This window comes from Blastopirellula sp. SH421, assembly GCF_057808535.1.
In genome coordinates this window covers 2,352,780-2,370,375 of sequence record NZ_CM173712.1, presented here as the reverse complement: position 1 = coordinate 2,370,375, position 17,596 = coordinate 2,352,780, and the positions used below count along the sequence as shown (strand labels likewise).

The 17,596-nt window shown below is 56.4% G+C and carries 16 protein-coding genes; 10 read left to right on the top strand and 6 right to left on the bottom strand.

The genetic code is table 11. The features are described from left to right. Nucleotides 1-562: 562 nt before the first annotated feature. Nucleotides 563-946: a hypothetical protein gene (locus SH421x_RS09780; protein WP_488855293.1), complete on the bottom strand. Its 384-nt coding sequence runs from the start codon at nt 944-946 to the stop codon at nt 563-565. Nucleotides 947-1,595: 649 nt separating this feature from the next. Between SH421x_RS09780 and SH421x_RS09775 the strand changes: the two genes are divergently transcribed. Beyond that, nucleotides 1,596-3,017, top strand: a complete 1,422-nt coding sequence (locus SH421x_RS09775) for an AAA family ATPase (protein ID WP_488855291.1) — start codon at nt 1,596-1,598, stop codon at nt 3,015-3,017. Nucleotides 3,018-3,318: 301 nt separating this feature from the next. Here the strand turns inward: SH421x_RS09775 and SH421x_RS09770 are convergent, their stop codons facing one another. After that, complete coding sequence (locus SH421x_RS09770; protein ID WP_488855290.1) at nt 3,319-4,146, bottom strand: inositol monophosphatase family protein; 828 nt, start codon at nt 4,144-4,146, stop codon at nt 3,319-3,321. Nucleotides 4,147-4,260: 114 nt separating this feature from the next. Next, complete coding sequence (hisN, locus tag SH421x_RS09765) at nt 4,261-5,070, bottom strand: histidinol-phosphatase (protein WP_488855289.1); 810 nt, start codon at nt 5,068-5,070, stop codon at nt 4,261-4,263. Nucleotides 5,071-5,179: 109 nt separating this feature from the next. On the opposite strand from hisN, the gene SH421x_RS09760 reads away from it, so the two are divergent. Both SH421x_RS09760 and SH421x_RS09755 read left to right on the top strand, forming a co-directional pair. Beyond that, nucleotides 5,180-5,593 carry a hypothetical protein gene (locus tag SH421x_RS09760; protein WP_488855288.1) on the top strand — a complete coding sequence of 138 codons (414 nt, stop codon included), beginning with the start codon at nt 5,180-5,182 and terminating at the stop codon, nt 5,591-5,593. Between the two features lie 206 nt (nt 5,594-5,799). Then, nucleotides 5,800-7,287 (top strand): porin, encoded by a 1,488-nt coding sequence (locus tag SH421x_RS09755; RefSeq protein ID WP_488855286.1) that lies wholly within the window; start codon nt 5,800-5,802, stop codon nt 7,285-7,287. A 106-nt stretch (nt 7,288-7,393) separates the two neighbouring features. Here SH421x_RS09755 and SH421x_RS09750 read toward each other — a convergent pair whose 3' ends face one another. After that, a complete protein-coding gene (locus tag SH421x_RS09750) occupies nt 7,394-8,590 on the bottom strand; it encodes a baeRF7 domain-containing protein (RefSeq protein WP_488855285.1) in 1,197 nt (398 codons plus the stop codon). Between the two features lie 318 nt (nt 8,591-8,908). Between SH421x_RS09750 and dps the strand changes: the two genes are divergently transcribed. The 7 genes from dps (at nt 8,909) to SH421x_RS09715 (ending at nt 14,577) form a co-directional block, all read left to right on the top strand. Further along, nucleotides 8,909-9,403 carry a DNA starvation/stationary phase protection protein Dps gene (gene dps, locus SH421x_RS09745; RefSeq protein WP_488855284.1) on the top strand — a complete coding sequence of 165 codons (495 nt, stop codon included), beginning with the start codon at nt 8,909-8,911 and terminating at the stop codon, nt 9,401-9,403. Nucleotides 9,404-9,449: 46 nt separating this feature from the next. Further along, nucleotides 9,450-9,593 carry a hypothetical protein gene (locus SH421x_RS09740; RefSeq protein ID WP_488855282.1) on the top strand — a complete coding sequence of 48 codons (144 nt, stop codon included), beginning with the start codon at nt 9,450-9,452 and terminating at the stop codon, nt 9,591-9,593. A gap of 120 nt (nt 9,594-9,713) precedes the next feature. Further along, entirely contained in the window at nt 9,714-10,838 is a 1,125-nt protein-coding gene (locus tag SH421x_RS09735) for a tetratricopeptide repeat protein (RefSeq protein ID WP_488855280.1), read from the top strand. 121 nt (nt 10,839-10,959) lie between these two features. After that, nucleotides 10,960-11,505 (top strand): hypothetical protein, encoded by a 546-nt coding sequence (locus SH421x_RS09730; RefSeq protein WP_488855279.1) that lies wholly within the window; start codon nt 10,960-10,962, stop codon nt 11,503-11,505. Between the two features lie 101 nt (nt 11,506-11,606). Further along, complete coding sequence (locus SH421x_RS09725) at nt 11,607-11,942, top strand: hypothetical protein (RefSeq protein WP_488855278.1); 336 nt, start codon at nt 11,607-11,609, stop codon at nt 11,940-11,942. Between the two features lie 183 nt (nt 11,943-12,125). Beyond that, complete coding sequence (locus SH421x_RS09720) at nt 12,126-13,661, top strand: glycosyltransferase family 39 protein (protein WP_488855277.1); 1,536 nt, start codon at nt 12,126-12,128, stop codon at nt 13,659-13,661. A gap of 49 nt (nt 13,662-13,710) precedes the next feature. After that, a complete protein-coding gene (locus tag SH421x_RS09715; protein ID WP_488855275.1) occupies nt 13,711-14,577 on the top strand; it encodes a dolichyl-phosphate beta-glucosyltransferase in 867 nt (288 codons plus the stop codon). A 91-nt stretch (nt 14,578-14,668) separates the two neighbouring features. Here the strand turns inward: SH421x_RS09715 and SH421x_RS09710 are convergent, their stop codons facing one another. Together SH421x_RS09710 and SH421x_RS09705 are read right to left on the bottom strand one after the other, a co-directional pair. Continuing rightward, nucleotides 14,669-16,576 carry a c-type cytochrome domain-containing protein gene (locus tag SH421x_RS09710; protein ID WP_488855273.1) on the bottom strand — a complete coding sequence of 636 codons (1,908 nt, stop codon included), beginning with the start codon at nt 16,574-16,576 and terminating at the stop codon, nt 14,669-14,671. Between the two features lie 166 nt (nt 16,577-16,742). Continuing rightward, on the bottom strand, nt 16,743-17,453 hold the full coding sequence (locus SH421x_RS09705) for an ImmA/IrrE family metallo-endopeptidase (RefSeq protein ID WP_488855272.1): 711 nt from the start codon (nt 17,451-17,453) through the stop codon (nt 16,743-16,745). Nucleotides 17,454-17,596 lie beyond the last annotated feature (143 nt).

The window sequence follows — 17,596 nt, the reverse complement described above, 5'->3', positions numbered from 1 at the left end:
GTCGCAACGGCGGACAGCAGCATCGCGAAGCGAGCTGACCAAAGATGCGATCGCAAGCTCAGGACGCACACAACGGACAATTGACGGCCAGTCTTTGCCGAACGTCGCTTGCCTTGAAGATTGTGTTCCTGCGATATACATCACTTGCCAATTGCGTAGGGTCACCGGTGAATGGGGGGTTTCGTCAACAATTCGAGCTTAGCGACTCTCCCTTTTCGTGACAACTCCGCCCAGTGCGCCCCGACCTCTGCAAACCCTACCTCTGCGACTCTGCCAGCAAGCCGCCGGTTCAAGTGGGGCCCGCCTTCCGCTCTATCTTTTGGCCCTGACTTCGCATGGATCGCAATAGGCGGAAGTCTCCAGGCAGAGCCACGCTTCCAACATGATGTCTCCCCCCCTAGTTTTGATCGAATCTTTATCGAAGATCCGCAACCTGCAAGCGAACACGCAGCTCGCCTGACGGATTAAAAAGCTACGGCAGCAACAAGATTAGGCAGGGCCAAGCTAGAGACGCCGTAACTATACCTGCAAAAAACAGCCCAATTCATGGGGTCCGCAGACTCTACGATGCTCTTCTAGGCTCGCGTGCGAAAGAAGCCTTGCAGCAGGCGTACACAATGAGTCCATACCCTGCTAGGACGCAGTTGAGCAGCAAGCCCTGTATGAGCGTCGTCATGAGCGTGGAAGTGAATTGCAGCCTAGCGTTGTCATTTGGAAAATCCAACGAGGTATTCTCCAAGAAAAAACCGGTTATTGAAAGCGCTAAGATGCCGCAAAAAAAATCGACCACAAAACCAACCGGAAGCAACAGTGAAATCGCGATTCTTGTTCCGTAAGTGATCGCCAGAGTCCACTTCACTTCAGGTTTCTGGCGTAGCGGATGATTCCGCGTCAGCACATCCAAAAAGGTATAGCCAACCGCGAACAGGAGTACGCCGGTCGCCATTCCGCTAATGACAGCCGTCGTCGATCGACTAGCGATCACCCAACTTGGAATAGCGCTGATCGCACAAATCAAAAACCACCGAATCGCTCCCTTAACGATTGCGAAGGTAAGATCGTCCGGTGCTTGCGGCCCGACATCATCGACATTTGAAATGTTCGCTGGCGATTGAAACGGGTTCTCAGGTTCTTGCGTTAACATTACCGCTTCGAGTATTGCTCGCTACGGCAAAGTGCCGGTGACGAGTCATCCCTAAAAGTGCGTTTCACTGGCCCGCAGCCAGTGGTCTTCTCTTCAGACTACCAAGAAGCACCAAGCATCCGAAAGTAACTGCAGCCCCATCGCTAATTCGCGGCTCTTTTCGCATGACGATCGTGCTGCCTCTTTGCCGCCAAAACCTTCCCGCCGCGGCCGCACTAATCTTCCCAAAACAAGGTTGACTTGCCGTCATCTTTTAGTATAAATATGTACAGGTAATCAAGCTGCGGTTTGATTCTGCCTATCTACAAAATATCGGGCGCCTGCGGGATGCGTTGGGGGCTGTTTTTGGGGCGTTTGGCCGGGGGATCGGGCTGGGCGTTTGCATCGGGTGATCGCTGGTTCGGCGAGGTTTTTCTGCTGCGCTGGGGTGAGCCATGGGGGAGAAATTTTCATGTCAACTGCCATGATAGAGTCTGCTTCTTTTGAGGCGATTGCTAATCCAATCCACCATGCGGAATCGGCCGCAGGGCTTTCGAGTTTGTTGCGTTCCGATTCTGCGAAGACAGCCGCTGTTTTTCAACGTTTCGACCTGGGACAGCAGCGGCCTGATGAACCCTTAGAGGGTCTAAGCACGGTCCAATTGTTGGCGCGGCAAACGCCGCAGGCTTGGCTCTTGCCGGGAGTATTAGCCCGGCATCAGGCGGCGGTGATTTTGGGGCCTTCGAAATGTCTGAAAACCTCGCTGGCGGTCGACTTGTGCGGAGCGCTGGCCAGCGGCGGCAAATTTTTGGGGCAGTTCGCGGCCGAGCGGGCATTTCGCGTCGGCTTTGTGGGCAGCGAAGAGGTTGAGCCAACAATCGCCGATATGGCGCCGCGCTGGAGCGCTGCGGCCGAGGTCGATCTGTTGACGCTCGATCGACTGATCTGGAGCCTGAACATGGGCGACCCTGGCAGTCCGGTCAACTTGCAGCGGCTGACCGCTTGGATCGAGCAGCATCAGTTAGAAGTCGTATTAATTGACGTCGCCGATTTATCAGATGCGACGCCGCGGGCCCAAGCCAAACAGTTGAGCGCGTTGGTTCGCTGCTGTCAGAAAGCCGGGGCCACGCCGATCATCTGTTGTCCAACGCGCAGAGAGTTGTCCCCGCGAGCCATGACCGCCGCTGATCTGGGCGGTTCGGCGTGTAGCGGCATTGCCCGCCAATGGCTCTTGGTGAATCGCCGCCAAACGTTCGAACCAGGAACCGGGCGCCATCAATTTTGGCTAACAGTCGGCGGCGGCGCGCGAAGAAGCAGCCAATGGGGCCTGGACATTGACGAAGGACAATACGAAGAGGACGCCGGCGGCAAATGGGAAGTGCAGCTGCGCGACGAGCCCTCCATCGTCGAAGAAAATGCCCAACTAGCGGCCAAATCACAGGCCGAACGCTTGCGCTGGAAGCTGCGCGGCGTGATCTCGCAGATCGACCCCGAGAAAGCGACCAAGCTGAAAATCCGCGAGCAAAGCGGGATGAGCGGAAGCAATTTTGGCCTGGCGTGGCAGCGCATGGTCGACGCCGGAGAAATTCGCCTGGTCTCGAAAACGGAAGCCTTCCGGGGCCAGGGCGAGGCCCGGTACCGCTTGGTCGATCTGGCGGAACTGAACGATCCGGATGCGCCCAAGTTCGACCCGCTCGACACCGTCTTCCCCACCTTCACCACCGCCGAACTGATCGCCTACGCCGAAAAAGAAACGCCTTCGAGTCCAGTCCAGCCGCCGGAAAAAATGTTCGGCGAGAGTCCACCCGAAAAAAATTCGCAGCCGAGTCCAGTCCAGCCGCCCCGCCAGTCACAAAAACGACGACCGAAAGCACGAAACAAGCGACGGAGATAACATAGCAATCGTAGGGTGGATGGAGCAAAACCGAAACCAATCCCACCATCACCAACCAACGCAACCGGTTTTGCGCAACCCACCGGCCCTGCCGAACGATCCGGCGGCAAAGGTGGGTTGCGCAAGCGGGGACGTTGTTTGAAATTGGATGCCGCTAATCGCTTGCTGCACCCACCCTACTAGACTGCAGCTCTTGCTGGCTGAAAAAAATGTTTGCCGCGAGTCCAGTCCAGCCGCCCCGCCAGTCACAAAAACGACGAGCGAAAGTGCGGAACAAGAGACGGCGAGGGAGAGCAGGGGGTTAGACTTCGGCCTGACCTGCAGGTTGGCGACGGTACTGCTTTAGAATTGCTAGAACCTCGTCATGAACTCGTTTGCTGCACCCAACCCCCTCGTGATGGTGGGCCGTGGGTTCACCATTCCAGTCGGTGAAGATGCCGCCAGCTTCTTCTAAGATCGGTTGGGCGGCCGAGGCGTCCCAAACGCTCATGATGGGATCGACCATCACCACGGCGCGGCCTGTGGCCACTAGGACGTATCCGTAGGCATCGGCCCAAGTTCGTGTGAGCCAGGCGGTCGATTCTAGACGATCGTATGCCTCTTTGGCGTTACGCGCATCAAATTTGCTGGCCTGGGAGGTCACAAACAGACCCTCCTCCAGCGGGGAACCATTGTTCACCTTGGCCGGTTTCGGAGCTCCTCCCTTGCGGACGTGCCAGGCTCCGTGGCCGGTTGCGGCATAGACCAGTTCGTCGAGGCCGGGAATGTAGATCGCGCCGATCGCCGCTTTGCCTTCGTACTCGACCCCGATCATCGTGCCGTACAGGGGAACGCCGGAGACGAACGCTTTGGTGCCGTCGACCGGGTCCACGATCCAGCGAAAGGGGCTGCTGCCGGTGGTTTCGCCATATTCTTCGCCCAAGACGCTGTCGTCGGGGAAGAGTTCCAAGACGCGTGCCCGGATCAGTTCTTCCGCTTCGCGATCGGCGATGGTGACCGGCGAATCGTCTGACTTGCGATCGACAACCAGATCATCGGTTTGAAAATGGACCAGCGTCCCTTTGCCGGCTTCGACGGCGAGGGTGCGAGCAAGTTCGAGACGATCGGCAAGCAGTTGGGGAGTGTTCATACGGGAGAGAATAAAGGAGGGAAATAAAACCTGACAACAGGGAGTTGCCGTTAAGTTGCCAAACAGAGCGAAGTTTTTGGCAACTTCTACAAAAAACGTCCGCAGCGCAACGTCTTATTGGAGGCGGGGATATTCACGACAGATCGCTAAGACTTCGTCCAGGACATGCGGATTGGCGCCGATTGCCTCGCCGCTGTAGATGGTCGGTTCGCCGCGCCAATCCACAAACGCGCCGCCAGCTTCTTCCAAAATCGGCAAAATCGCGGCGGCGTCCCAGACGCTGAGCATCGGATCAACCATCGCGACCGCACGCCCGGTCACGACCAGCAGATAGCCGTAACAGTCACCCCAAGTGCGAGTAATAAAAGCAGCTTCCTCCAACCGATTGAAGGCCTGCATCGCATCGCGACGGGCAAATGTGTTGACCTGCGAAGTGACAAAAACCCCCTCGCCCAGCGTTTTGGCGTCGTTGACTTTGGTCAACTGCGGCGCTTGGTCACCGCAGCGATACCAGGCTCCGCACCCTTTGGCGGCGTAGACCATCTCGTCGAGAGCCGGGATATAGATCACGCCGGCAACGCTTTGGCCGGCATGTTCGATACCGATCAACGTCCCATAAAGGGGGACGCCGGCGATGAAGCTTTTGGTGCCGTCGATCGGGTCGATGATCCAGCGGAAGTCGCCGGCGCCGGGGGTTTCGCCAAACTCCTCGCCGATGATGCCGTCAGTAGGAAACTGAGCGGCTAGCCGGTTGCGGATCAGGGTTTCGGCCTCGCGGTCGGCGACGGTGACCGGCGAATCGTCCGATTTTCGGTCGACGACCAGACCTGACTTTTGGAAGTGTTGGAGCGTGCCGCGACCCGCTTCGACGGCGAGTTGTTGGGCCAGTTGCAGACGAGCGGCGATTTCCGGCGAAGTATTCATAAATGGGAAGATACGGCAAGTAGATATAGTCCGACAACCGGGGGCGATGAATTGAAAGTGAACCTAGCCGCGTCGCTGGTATCTTTCTACACTTGCCTACAGATGTTTCATGGAAACGCGACTACTTTCTCCTCGACAAAAGGAATTGGCCATAGCCAAATCACGCAAACCCAGCCGCTCGTCCTCGTTCGACCCTCGCAACGACCGCAAAACGCTGCAGCTGTGCCGCCAGGTGCTAGAGACGCTAGAAATGGTGCTCTCTGGCGAAATTGATGACGATCGCCTGCCGATCTTGCATGTGGTCGAAGTCGTCCCGGCGCCTGACAGTTCGCGGATGCTGGTGACCTTATCCGCCGACATTGCGGCCAACGAATACGAGCCGGACGAAATCATTAGCACGCTTAGCGAATACGGGGATCTTTTACGGATGGAAGTTGCCGCAGCGATCAATCGCAAGAAAGCGCCGCAACTATTGTTTCATCTGGCGCCGCCGTACGTCTCTCCGCTTGACTCTGACAGTTAATCCGATGTTCGGGTTTGCCCCTTCCTGCTAGCAAAAGCGTTACCGACGAAACAGTTTTCCCAATCAGAATATCAGTCAGTCCACGCAGTGCGGACGCCCGCGATACGACAAAAGCCCTTGTGACTCGCATGGCGATTCGTCGATCCATGCAACATCAAAGCTATATGGCTTTATTAGTTGTCATAGGTTGCGGGGGGCGTTTAAAGATGAACTGGCTGTCACGGACGATGGCGATGGGACTGTTGTGGGGAACTGCTTTCACAGGCACATCGGCAGTTGCACAAAATCCGGATAACGAATTGGCCGAAATCCGTGCTCGGATGGAAGCTCAGGAGGCGGAGCTGCAAGCACTTCGGCAGCGTCTTGATACGCAGCCGGCGTATGGCTTTCATCATATGGATGAGGCTGATTGTGGCGGGGGCGCCGAGATTTATCGGTTGCCGATCTGCTATGACTATTCGTACGCACCTGAATGCGGTGACGACGAGGGACCGCCCAAACAGCATGTCCTGAAGTATTACACGACGTATGACAAGGGCTTTGTCATCCGTCCGTTCAATCCCGAGGAAAACCCGTTCGAGCTCAAGATCGGCGGTTGGGTGCAATTCCGCTACAACGGATTTGCTCGCAACACTGACAGCTGGACGGATAACGCCGGCGTGACGCGTCCGGTGCGCAACCGCGATGAGTTTGACGTCGAGCGAGCTCGTCTGCAAATTGGCGGCTATGCGATTGATCCACGGCTGAGCTACTTTATCCAGATGGATGGTGACACCGACGGCGGCGACAGTGTTGACTTCTTCGACTACTGGTGGGCTTGGGAATTCAGCGACAGACAACAAGTCTTCCTGGGCAAACGCAAGGTGCCCGGCAGTCGTCAATGGATACTAAGCGCCAAACATACCAGACTGGCGGATCGCCCGATGGCGGCCGACTTCTTCCGACCTAGTCGTACCGTGGGCATCTTTGGTGCGACTAAGCTAGGCGAGAACGGCTATCTCGAAGCGATGATCGGCGATGGCTATCGCACCGAGAACACCGCGCCGGAAGATCTGGATAACAAGCTGGCTTTCGCCGCGACCAACTACTGGGATCCGTGGGGCGACTTTGGTTCTAAACTGACCGACTATGACTACTCGGCCGATCCCTTGATGCGAATTGGTCACTCGTTCGTCTACGCTCCGAACGCGAGCATCACACCCGGCGAACCGATTGATGAGTCCGACTTCGTTCGCTTGACCGACGGCACCAAGTTGACGGCCAATGGAGCACTCGCACCCGGGGTTCGGTTGTCGGACTTCGACGTTTATCTCTATTCGATGGACTTCGCCTACATGTGGCGCGGTTGGAGCTTGGACGCCGAGTACTACATGCGTTGGATTCAGGACTTGCGAGCCAATGGAGCGTTGCCGGTCGAGAATCTCTATCAGCATGGCTACTTTGTCGAAGGGGGAAAATTCATCATCCCCAAGAGACTCGACTTCAACGTTCGCTACTCATACATCAGCGGCTATTACGGCAATCGTGACGAGTACGCGGCAGGCTTTAATTTCTACCCGTGCGAAACGCGTAACTTGAAGCTGACGGCTGACATCACCAAGGTCAACGGCAGCCCGCTGAACAATTCGTCGAGCGGCATCCTGGTAGGCGACGATGGATTGTTGTTCCGCGGTCAGTTCCAGGCAGAGTTTTAAGATCTTGCAGGCTTCAACTAATTTCTGCTGATCTAATCCAAGAGGGACGCGAGCAATCGCGTCCCTCTTTTGTGTTGCTGTCGATCACAACGATCGCGTCTGTGTCTTAGCGAGTTGATTCGATCAATACATCAGCATGATAGATCGCTTCGGGGATCGGGAAGCGGAACATCGCCGCGACCTTAGCGTCCTCGGGCATGTCATCTGCTTCTAGCGTATAGACCGAACCGCCAGAGGCCATTGTTCGGACAGCGGCGTAGTTCAACAGGTCCTCGTCCTCGGCCGAGTGCGTCAACAGGATCCGCTCGTTCTCTTCATCCACAGAGCCCTTCAATTGGGCGCCGCGAGTTAGAAACAGCACATCAATACTATCGAGCATGCCGGCGATCAAGATTTCTTTGGGATCGATTGACGCTCGTGATACGCCGCGGAGCGCGGTCATTTGATCCAGCGCCGACCGCCGGACGCAACTTGCGCGATCGTTGAGGAGCGGTTTGAGTTCTTGATGCAATTGCTGCGGCGACGCCTGATCAAAGTTTCCGGAGAGATGTTCTTCCCACAACGAATCGCCATGAAACGCGGTACGAAAAATCGGGTACAAATAGTCCACGCCGGCAAAGATCAGCGGCTTATCACTATCGTTCAAATGAGCTTCTAGAGGGCGCGCCACACGCTGGAAAAACGTCGCTAGTTCTGACTTCACGTCGGCGGCGCTCCCCGCGCCTTGACCATGAAACATGGTTTCGCCAGCGCCCGGTCCGTGACCATGAAATTGCAGCGTGTTGGTCCATTCGTCCACTTGCAGCGCACTGCGGAGGTCACTGGGGAGATCATTGAGATCAACATGACGCATCTCATATTGATCCCCTTCAAACAGGCGAATCTCGTTTTGACTCACGACCAGCAACGCAAAATCAAGCGGCTGACTCATCCAACAGGTCAACGGTCGGACATGAAAATGGTTGGAGACATGCACCGCCGGTTCGACAGAGAAGGGGAGTCGCAGCGCGCGGCTAAACGTCGGGCTCGCGAAGTAGGCGAAGCCTTCATCCATGTGCCGCCAGACGGCAGCCTGACGATCGCGCGTCATGCTCCAGGCGGGCTCTAACATTTTTTGAATCTGGTCGGACGAACAACCGGCTATCTTCAACTGCGCACACGTTTTTTTCAGTAGCGTCGCCAATTGAATTGGATCTTGTCTCGTTTCGCTCCCCGCAACATGGGCAGGCATAAAGAGGGATACGCAAGGTTGCGATTCGTTGTCGACCAACAGTCGAATGTCTGCTGCGTTAAAAGAGTCCATCACCTTTTCTCCATGTTCCGAGGGGGAATTGATTGCCCGTCCTCTTACACGGTGCAATCTCTATGCCATGCGGCGCAAGTACTGCAAGCGGTGCGACTTTACGCCCTAATTTGGCTGCGTTGCGGCCGCGATGGTCGGTTGGCAACCAGTCTTGCTGCGGTCAGATAAACAGCGGCAGGTCTCATTTTGCAACCTGGATGCCGATTTTTCTGATCCTAACGAGTCTCCGAGCATAATTTCTCGACGTTCGGCATGCGTGCTGCGTTGCTCTATCCGTATCCCCTCCAACAATCATTCACCCCATCTCTGAGCAAGACCATGGCCACCATTACAACGCAACGAGAAATTTTGCCCTCCAACACACGCGATCAAGTCGCCAAGCAGCTGCAAAGCTCCCTGGTCGATCAGATCGATTTGGCTTTGCAGGCCAAGCAGGCTCACTGGAATCTACGAGGGTTAGGTTTTCGCGCGGTCCACTTGCACCTGGATGAGATTATCGCCGCTGCCCGCGATGCGAGCGACGAAATTGCGGAGCGTATCGCCGCAATCGGCGTTGCGGCGGATGGTCGCGCCAACACGATCGTCCAATCGTCTGAGCTCGCAGCTTTTCCAGAGGGCATCGTCAACGTTCAGGAAGCAATTCGCCTAATCTCAGACCAAATGGCGACCTGCTCCACTTCGCTACGACTCAGAATCAAAACAATCGGCGACGACGATCTGATCAGTCAAGACTTGTTGATCGGGATCTGTCGAACCCTGGAAAAACAACTTTGGATGCTCGAATCGCAAGCGATCGACGCCGCTCCGCACTGATCAACTTTAAAACTCACCCCCTTAGTTTTTGCAAGGAACCCTAACGATGACCGTCATCGACCTAACCGAATTGGCCGCAGAAATCGCCGACGAATACGAGATCACCCAGCTGGAAGCTTATGGGCTCGTTTATGAATATGCGCTGGAACAAGAAGAAGGCGAAGCAGGTGCTGAAGCATCTCTGGAGTAGATCACCGTTCGATTAACCTGGATCGGACCAGCGATTTTACTTGTCGAGATCTTCCGTTGTTAAGATAATAGAGGAAGCGGGATTTACCGCTTCCTGATTTCCATGGCGGAAGGTAAGACGATGTTTAGTAACCCTGTACCCTGGCTGATGCTGGCCTTGATCGCGCTCATCAGCATGCCCAGCGATGCGACTGCGCAACATCGTGGAGGGTATAGCGGCCATCACCATGATTCTCATGGGCATCACTCCCATGGTTGGAATGGGGGCGGCTGGAGCGGGGGCGGCTCTCGCAATATCGGGTTCGGCAATTTCGGCTTCTACAGCCCTGGCTTTAGCTTCACCAGCTTTTCGGGCTATCCTGGGTTTGGCTATGGTTACGGCGGACTACAGCCGTATGGCGGTTGGGGCTACAGCGGATTTAATTCGGGGTGGACCCCCAACTATTACCAATCGACCGTTACGGCCAACAATTACTTCTCTCCCTACGGCGTCTACTATCAACCGAGCAGTAATTACACCGAGTACTTTCTTCCACCGCACGAACCTGCGGAGTTGCGGTGGGGACCGCAGGCGATCAAGCAGTTTTTAGGAGTTAGTCGCAACTTTGCGATGGGCCCGCTGCTTAACGAAAACCTAACCGACCTGCCCAATCCGACCTATCCAACACTCTCGCCAGAGTTAGTTCGCTTGGCGATGGGTGAGCGGCAAGACCCAGGCCTTCCCGAAGCTTCGCTACCGGCGGCCCGCGAAAGAGCAGCACGCTATGTCGGCTTTGGTGATCGCTTGTTCAAAGAGCAACGTATTCATGAAGCGATGGCGAAATATAGAGACGCCGTCGCTGCGGCGCCTGATCTGGCTGCCCCCCAATTTCGCCTAGGTCTCGGTTATCTGGCGACTGGTCGGATGGAAGAAGCGGCCGAAGCGTTCAAGCGGGGAATGCAGTTGGAGCCAGCTTACATCTTTACGACCAACTTCCATCTGGACGAACTATACGCCGGCGTACCACTGGCGAAGAACTCGATGTTGGAAGGAATCGCTCGTCGGACGCTGAATGATCCCAATAACGCCGACTATCTGTTTGATGTGGGGATCGTGCTGTATATGGATGGGCAAGTCGACACCGCCCGCAAATACTTTGCGACCTCGCGCAATCGGATCTCCGGGGCCGACGATTCGCACTTGCAGCCGTTTCTGGTCAAAGCAGGACCTGTCGCCGTCGCTCCGCAAGCGGGTCTCGATCTATAATCGTCAAGCGTCGGCAAGTGTCGGCTTTATTACCACGGCGAATTCGTTATCCTAGATGACATTGAATTGCACATAGCGTTTTCCCAGCGCTGATTTCACTTGCTCCAAGGAAATTCATCGAATGCGTATCTCCCTCACTGGGCTGCTGCTGGCTGCGGCGATTTGCGGCTTTAGCGCCACCATGTCGATCGGCTGCAACACGTCGAATCCTCCCGCCGCTGATGACCATGATCATGAGGATCACGACCACGACGACCATGATCATGACGAACATGCCGGACACGATCACGGCGAGATCGGCCCCAACGGCGGACACATCGTCGAACTAGATGGCGCCGCTTATCACCTGGAATGGGTCCATGACGAAGGCAAGCCGGCCGCGGACGCGGAAAAAGTAATCACCTTCTTCATTCTTGACGCCGACGCCAAGAAAGAAGCCCCGATCGCCGCCGAAGCGCTCACCATCAAGCTGACCACCGGTGGAGAGACCAAAGAAGTTTCGGCCAAAGCCGAGCGTGCCGAAGGCGCCGAGACTACCGCCAAATTTGTCTTGACCGACCCGCTGGCCGCGACCATCCTCACCTCGGAAGAAGTCGACGCGGTCGTCACGTTTGATGTCGACGGCAAAGAAGCCAAAGGCAAAATCGAAGATCACCATCACCACTAATCAGCCGTGATCTTCCGCAAATCCGAAAACGGCCCGATAAATCGCGGGCCGTTTTCTCTACCGGTCATTCTCCCGGCGACATCCCATGGTGATGAACGCTTATGAGTCGCCAGCGGCATGACATATTGACCGAAAACCCATTTCAGTCGCCGACGGATGCCCCTGAAGAATACGAAGTTCGCGGCCCCGGCATCTGTCCCTACTGCGGCGAGTCCGACTATCAGCGTCCCTATTTCACCCACTGGGGAGGCTACGTCGGCCCTTGGCTTTTGTCGCATGCCGTCTGCCAGCGTTGCCAACGCGGGTTCAATGTCCGCAGTGGAGCAAGCAACCTGCGCAACATCGCCCTCTACCAGATCGGCAGCATCGTACTGATGATTTTGGCGATCGCTTTCGCCATCTTCTACTTGTTGCCTGCGTGGGGCTTGCGACCGTAGCAGTCAATCTCGGACGCCAGAAAACGCTACTAGGCGACAGGCCATCGTCGCTAGCAGTTCAGCAACGCTAGCTTGCAGTCAAATTGCTCTGGCATCTTTTCTGATTTCGCTCTACAAGTTAGTGCAAATAAGAGATCTGCGCCCCTTTGGGGCCATGCCGCATTCTGATTCTGGCTCGACGCGATGAACGCCCCTCCAACAACCAATTCCACTGATCCAACCGTGCGTTGGTTCTGGGTCTTTGCGGTCGGGCACTTGCTTCTGTGGACTGCCGTCCCCTTTTTCACACAGGCCAATGGACCGCTCGACAACGTCGAAATGCTCAATTGGGGACATGAGTGGGAGTGGGGCTATCCCAAACATCCGCCGCTGCCCGCCTGGGCGGCCGAAGCAGCCTCGTATCTGCCCGGCGAACCTGTTTGGTCCACCTATTTGTTGAGCCAACTCTGCATCGTCGCTTGTTTCTGGGCAGCGTGGAAACTGGGACGCGAGATCCTTTCTCCCGGTTTGGCGCTGGCGGCAGTCGTCGTGCTGGAAGGAAGCATCTACTACAACTGCACGACGCCTGAGTTCAACAACAACATCATGGCCAAGGCCTGCTGGGCGTTGTTCATTCTGTTCGCCTACTACGGCATTGCACGAAATCGCCTAGTCGATTGGGGCGCCGCCGGCGTTTTTCTGGCTGCGGCGATCCTCTCTAAATATGACGCGGCGCTGCTGTTGGCGGCGACGCTGCTGTTTTCCGTCATCAATCAGCGTGCTCGGGCTTGCTGGCGAACGCCTGGTCCGTATCTCTTGACCGGCGTATCTCTACTGCTAGCGGCGCCGCATCTTTGGTGGTTAGTCTCGAACGACTTCGCCACGCTGCGCTACATTGCAACTCGCTCTTCGACGCAGGCTTCTTGGCTTTCGCATCTAGAACATCCGGCCGAATTTTTGGGCGCCCAGTTGGGTGCGGTCGCTGCTACGTTGTTGCTAGCGACTATCCTACTTGGCTGGCGTTGGAGAATCAAAACGGTCGATTCGTCAGCGCAATTCACGCGCACCTATCTGGCTTGGATTGTGCTGGGACCGCTCGGCTTGGCCCTGGGGTATTCGTTGCTTACCGGCGCTCACCTTCGCAGTATGTGGGGCGCGTCGATGTTCACGTACCTCGGCGTGCTGTTGTTCGCGTGGCTCGAGGTTCATCCGACTCCCGCTTTGATTCGTCGCACGATCTACGCCTCGGTACTGACCGGCGTACTCTTCGCCGCCGGATTAGGCGCACGAAACTTGATCGGCGATGGCCTAGTCAAGTCACCACTGCGGGTTGATTATCCCGGCGAACAACTGGCCACACTAGTCGAGGCTATCTGGAACGATCGCAGCACGGCGCCGCTAGAAAATCTGGGCGGCGATTGGTGGCTAGCCGCCAATATCAGCGTTTATCACCCGGGGCGACCATCGATCTCGGCCGAGCTTGATCATGATTTGCCGCCGTGGACCGACCTGGATGCCTGGGAGTCTGAAGGCGGAATCATCGTCTGGGAATCAGCGACCGCCGATGTGGATTACGAAATGCAAATCGAAGAATATTATCCCAACGCCGAAATCTTGCAACCGTTGGAGTTCGCTTGGTCCAAGAATCCCAATCGTCCTCCGCTGCGTATCGGCATCGCCATCATTCAACCGCAAACCCCGCTGCATATGGCGAAGCAATCCCAGACCGAAACCCACTGACTCTACCTTGCACCTTTGCGCCACCGTGCTCCTTTGATTGGCTGATCGCGTGCCGAAAACTTTGTTCGTCATCCCGTGCTACAACGAAGCGGATCGCATCGATCTGGCGGCCTTCGATGCTTTTGCCGTCGCCCACCAAGAGATCCACTTTCTGTTTGTCAACGACGGCAGTTCTGACGCTACCAGCGAGATCTTGCACCAGTTCGCCCAGCAGCAAGCCTCTCAGTTCACCGCGATTGATCTGCCGTTTAATCAAGGAAAAGCCGAAGCGGTGCGCGTCGGCATGCTGCACGCTATCGAGCAGGAAGCTGACTTCGTCGGTTTCCTAGACGCCGATCTCGCGACTCCTCTGCGTGAATGCCAGCGTCTGCTGGTTGCGCTCACCGAACATCCCCAGATTCAAATGGCGATCGGAGTTCGCTTGCCGTTGGCCGGCCATGCGATCCGCCGCAACCGGATTCGCCGCTTCCTCGGCAGCGGTTTCGCCAGCGTTGCGTCGGCCGTGCTTGGCATGTCAATTCGCGATACGCAATGCGGGGCCAAGCTGATCCGCAACAACCAACTTGCGCGGTTTCTGTTTACCGACCCGTTTTTGTCACGCTGGATTTTTGATGTCGAGGTCTTTGCGCGACTTCGGATCGCCAGCGATGCGGTGACAGCTCGCCAATCGATCTACGAACTACCGCTCGAGTCGTGGCAAGAGATCCCAGGCTCCAAGCTAAAACCGCAACACTTTCTAATGGCGATCGGCGATCTGGCGATGATTTATCGTCAGTACTTTCTCGCTTCGCACTGGAAGCGGCGTTTTCAGCAGTTGGGCGATAGCGCGGTCGACGCAAAGCTCTTACCGATCAAAACATCCACGGCTTCGCAACTGCCTAGCCATGTGCAGCACGACGACCAAGCGGCTGCTTAGTCGAGCGATCTTTCGCCAAGCGAATTGCTCTTACAGCGTCTGCGCCGCAAGAGCATGCCACCTGACTAGCGAACGATCAACAAGCGCCAGCCTACCGACCGCCAGCGGCGACCCAGGCGGTGGCGACTTCCGCAGGAGGTTTTCCGTAAGCACCGGCAAACGCCTGGTCGAACGGCATTCCTTTTCGCAGCGCCAGCATCAGCCCGTCAAACTGGGCGCTGCGTCCCATCAGCGACTTTAAAAAGGCGAAGCTGACGGCGCCGTTTTGATCCGGAGCCAGTTTCATCTCGACAAAGTCAGCCGGCTTTTTCATCGCTCCTGCCGCCGACGCCAACTCATTGGTCCAAGCGACGACGCGGGGATCCTTGCCAGAAATCCGTGAAGCGACAACGCGGCCCACGCCGTCAGAGAACCAATCAGGCGTATTGAGGCTCGCTATGTAGTTGCTGGCGATGATCTGACCGAACATTGCGTCCAGGTTGTACGCATCATTGACCGGCAACTGCACGACTCCGTAAGCATCGGTCACGTCATACCAGTAATGTCCTTGCCAAGTGGGTGGAACGTCGCGACGTTCGACCATCTTGCTGAACTCGTTGTAGTCGTATTTCGCTTTGACCAAGAAGAGGGTGACTCGGCCTTTGACCAGCGGCGTACCGGCAGGCGCCTTCAAGATGCGACGGACGTCGTCGGCTGCTTTCTCGGCTTGATCGGCGAACTCATCATTCGCTTCTTGCCCCAAGGTTCCCATGACGAATACTTCTTTGCGATCCGAGGTCGCCATCTCGACTCCCGGCAGTCCCAACTGCTTTTTGGCGATGCTGGTCGCTTCGCGTGCTTTCGCCAGCTCGTCATGCGTCGCATTTTTGGCGAAGCTATAGGCGGCCACGCGCTGCATCGAAGAGGTTGGCGCGTCACCGTCAAACTTGGCGCCTTCGGCGATCCAAGTTTCAAAATTTTTGATCTGCTGGTCGGTCAGCGGAGGACCATTACGCGGCATCCGATCCGCAGGGTCTGGCGCTTTGAAGAGCTGAATCATCAAGCTTTCGTTGGGCTTGCCGGGCGAAACCGGAGCACCGCTGTCGCCGCCGCGCAGCAGCGTTTGAAAGTTGGCCAAGCTAAAGTTGCCGGGAGGATTTCGCTGGTCGTGGCAACTGGTGCATCGTGCGACCAACACCGGCGCGATGTCGCGGCCAAAGCTGATCTTCTCGTTGCCGCTAGCGCTGGCTACCTCTAATCGAGTCATCGGCGCCGGAGCAGCCCCAGGAGTTGCCGTCGCCAGATTGGCTTTCGGGTCGGTACCGTCAAACTTGGCGCCTTCTTTGATCCAGGTCTTCAAAGCGGCAAATTCGTTGGCAGACACTTTTTGACCGCCGCGCGGCATGTCGCCTGATTCGATCACTTCCACCAAGCGGCCTCCATCTTGGCCAGGAAAAAGGACCACTCCTTCAGCAGGGCCTTTGATCAAGACTTCGTAACTGGAAGAGCTAAAACCGCCGCGGGCCTGATTCACATGACAATTGCCGCAGCGCGCGACCAAAATGGGTGCGATGTGTTTGGTAAAACTAACGTTGGTCGCCGGGAACGTCGTCGGCAACGAACTAGCCGCCGGAGCAGGCGTCCCCGGTGCGGCCGGGGCCATCATGGTGGGCTCGGCAACCGCGGCGTTACGCATTCGGGGCAGGGTCACCCCTTCTAATTCGAGAAACGCGTGAGCCGGCGCTAGGGACGCAAACAGTTGATCTACCGACTCTTGCAGTTCGGGATCTACCCCTTCTAGCCGCTGCAATCGCTCGACGATCAACTTGACCGTTTGGGTCGATTCGGCCACTTTGCCCTGTTTCAGAAAGTTCGACGCTTTGCGGATTTCGACTTTCAGATCGCGAACTTCGTTGCGTTGCTCATCCGTGGGTGCGGCGAAAGCCGCGTGAATCGGCAACAAGCAGGCCAGCACGGCGGCACAGGCCGCAAATCTCGCCAACAGGTGAACGGCTCTCATCTTGGCCCCTTAGGCAGCAATCTAAACTAGTTGAATCGGGTGGATGCACCGCGTTAGAAGCGCACTCTTCCGTAGCGTTGTCTGGCTTTAGTTGTACTCAGAAATCGCCCACGATGTACCTAGAAATTACGGTACAAGCAATTGTAGTACCCGAAAACCGGCCGCATCAGCTGGAATGATGGCGTCGGACAACCTTTTTCGCCGCTTGAGCCGCCAAGGATTCGCGGCGCGTCGGTTTGTACCCATATTCTATGGCGAACCACTCGGCATAACGCTCGCGATCGATATAGCTCGTATTGCGGTGGTCGAGCAGATGGCCCAACTCATGAATCAGCACGTTGTTCAAGTAAAAGTCGCGAATCGCTTCCTTCGTCCAGTTCAACCGCCATTCGGACTCACCCGCTTCTTCCCAAGTCGCTCCGTACATCTTGGCTTCCACCACCTGCGCAGGGCGCGGAGGCGAGAAGAAATACTCAACCAGTCCTTCGTCCATTGGGTAAAGATACAGCGCGGAGCCCCATTGCATGCCGTAACAGGGGAAGCTTAACTTCTTACGAGTTAAACGACTTAGCTGAATGACCTCTAACGGTTGAATCATCCAGGCCGGCAGTTGTGCGAGCCGATCGCGAATGTCTTGCTCGGTCACCACATGGACGAAACCTTCGCCGGGATCTTGCGTCACAACGCGATATCCGGTCCCGGTATCTCCCTGCGGTTCATGCCAATCTTCTGGCGGAGAGAAAAAGCCGGTTTCGTTAGAGCTTGCCGCTTCGCCGCGTCCGCGCTTGCCAAGTTGACCGACGGTACGAAAGTCGCGCGGAATCGCCACGCGTTTCGACTTCGCTCGAATCAGCTTGTTGTGGTTGGATCGCGCCATGCGTCTGACTTTTGGGAATCGGAAAAACGTCCGCAGCGAACTTGATGTACGAAAACGGGATTGCTTGGCGTGCTCGACCTTGAGGAGATCGCAGTAACGCTGACTTGGTCGTTAGCGTCCCTGCGGCTCGACTCACCTATGGT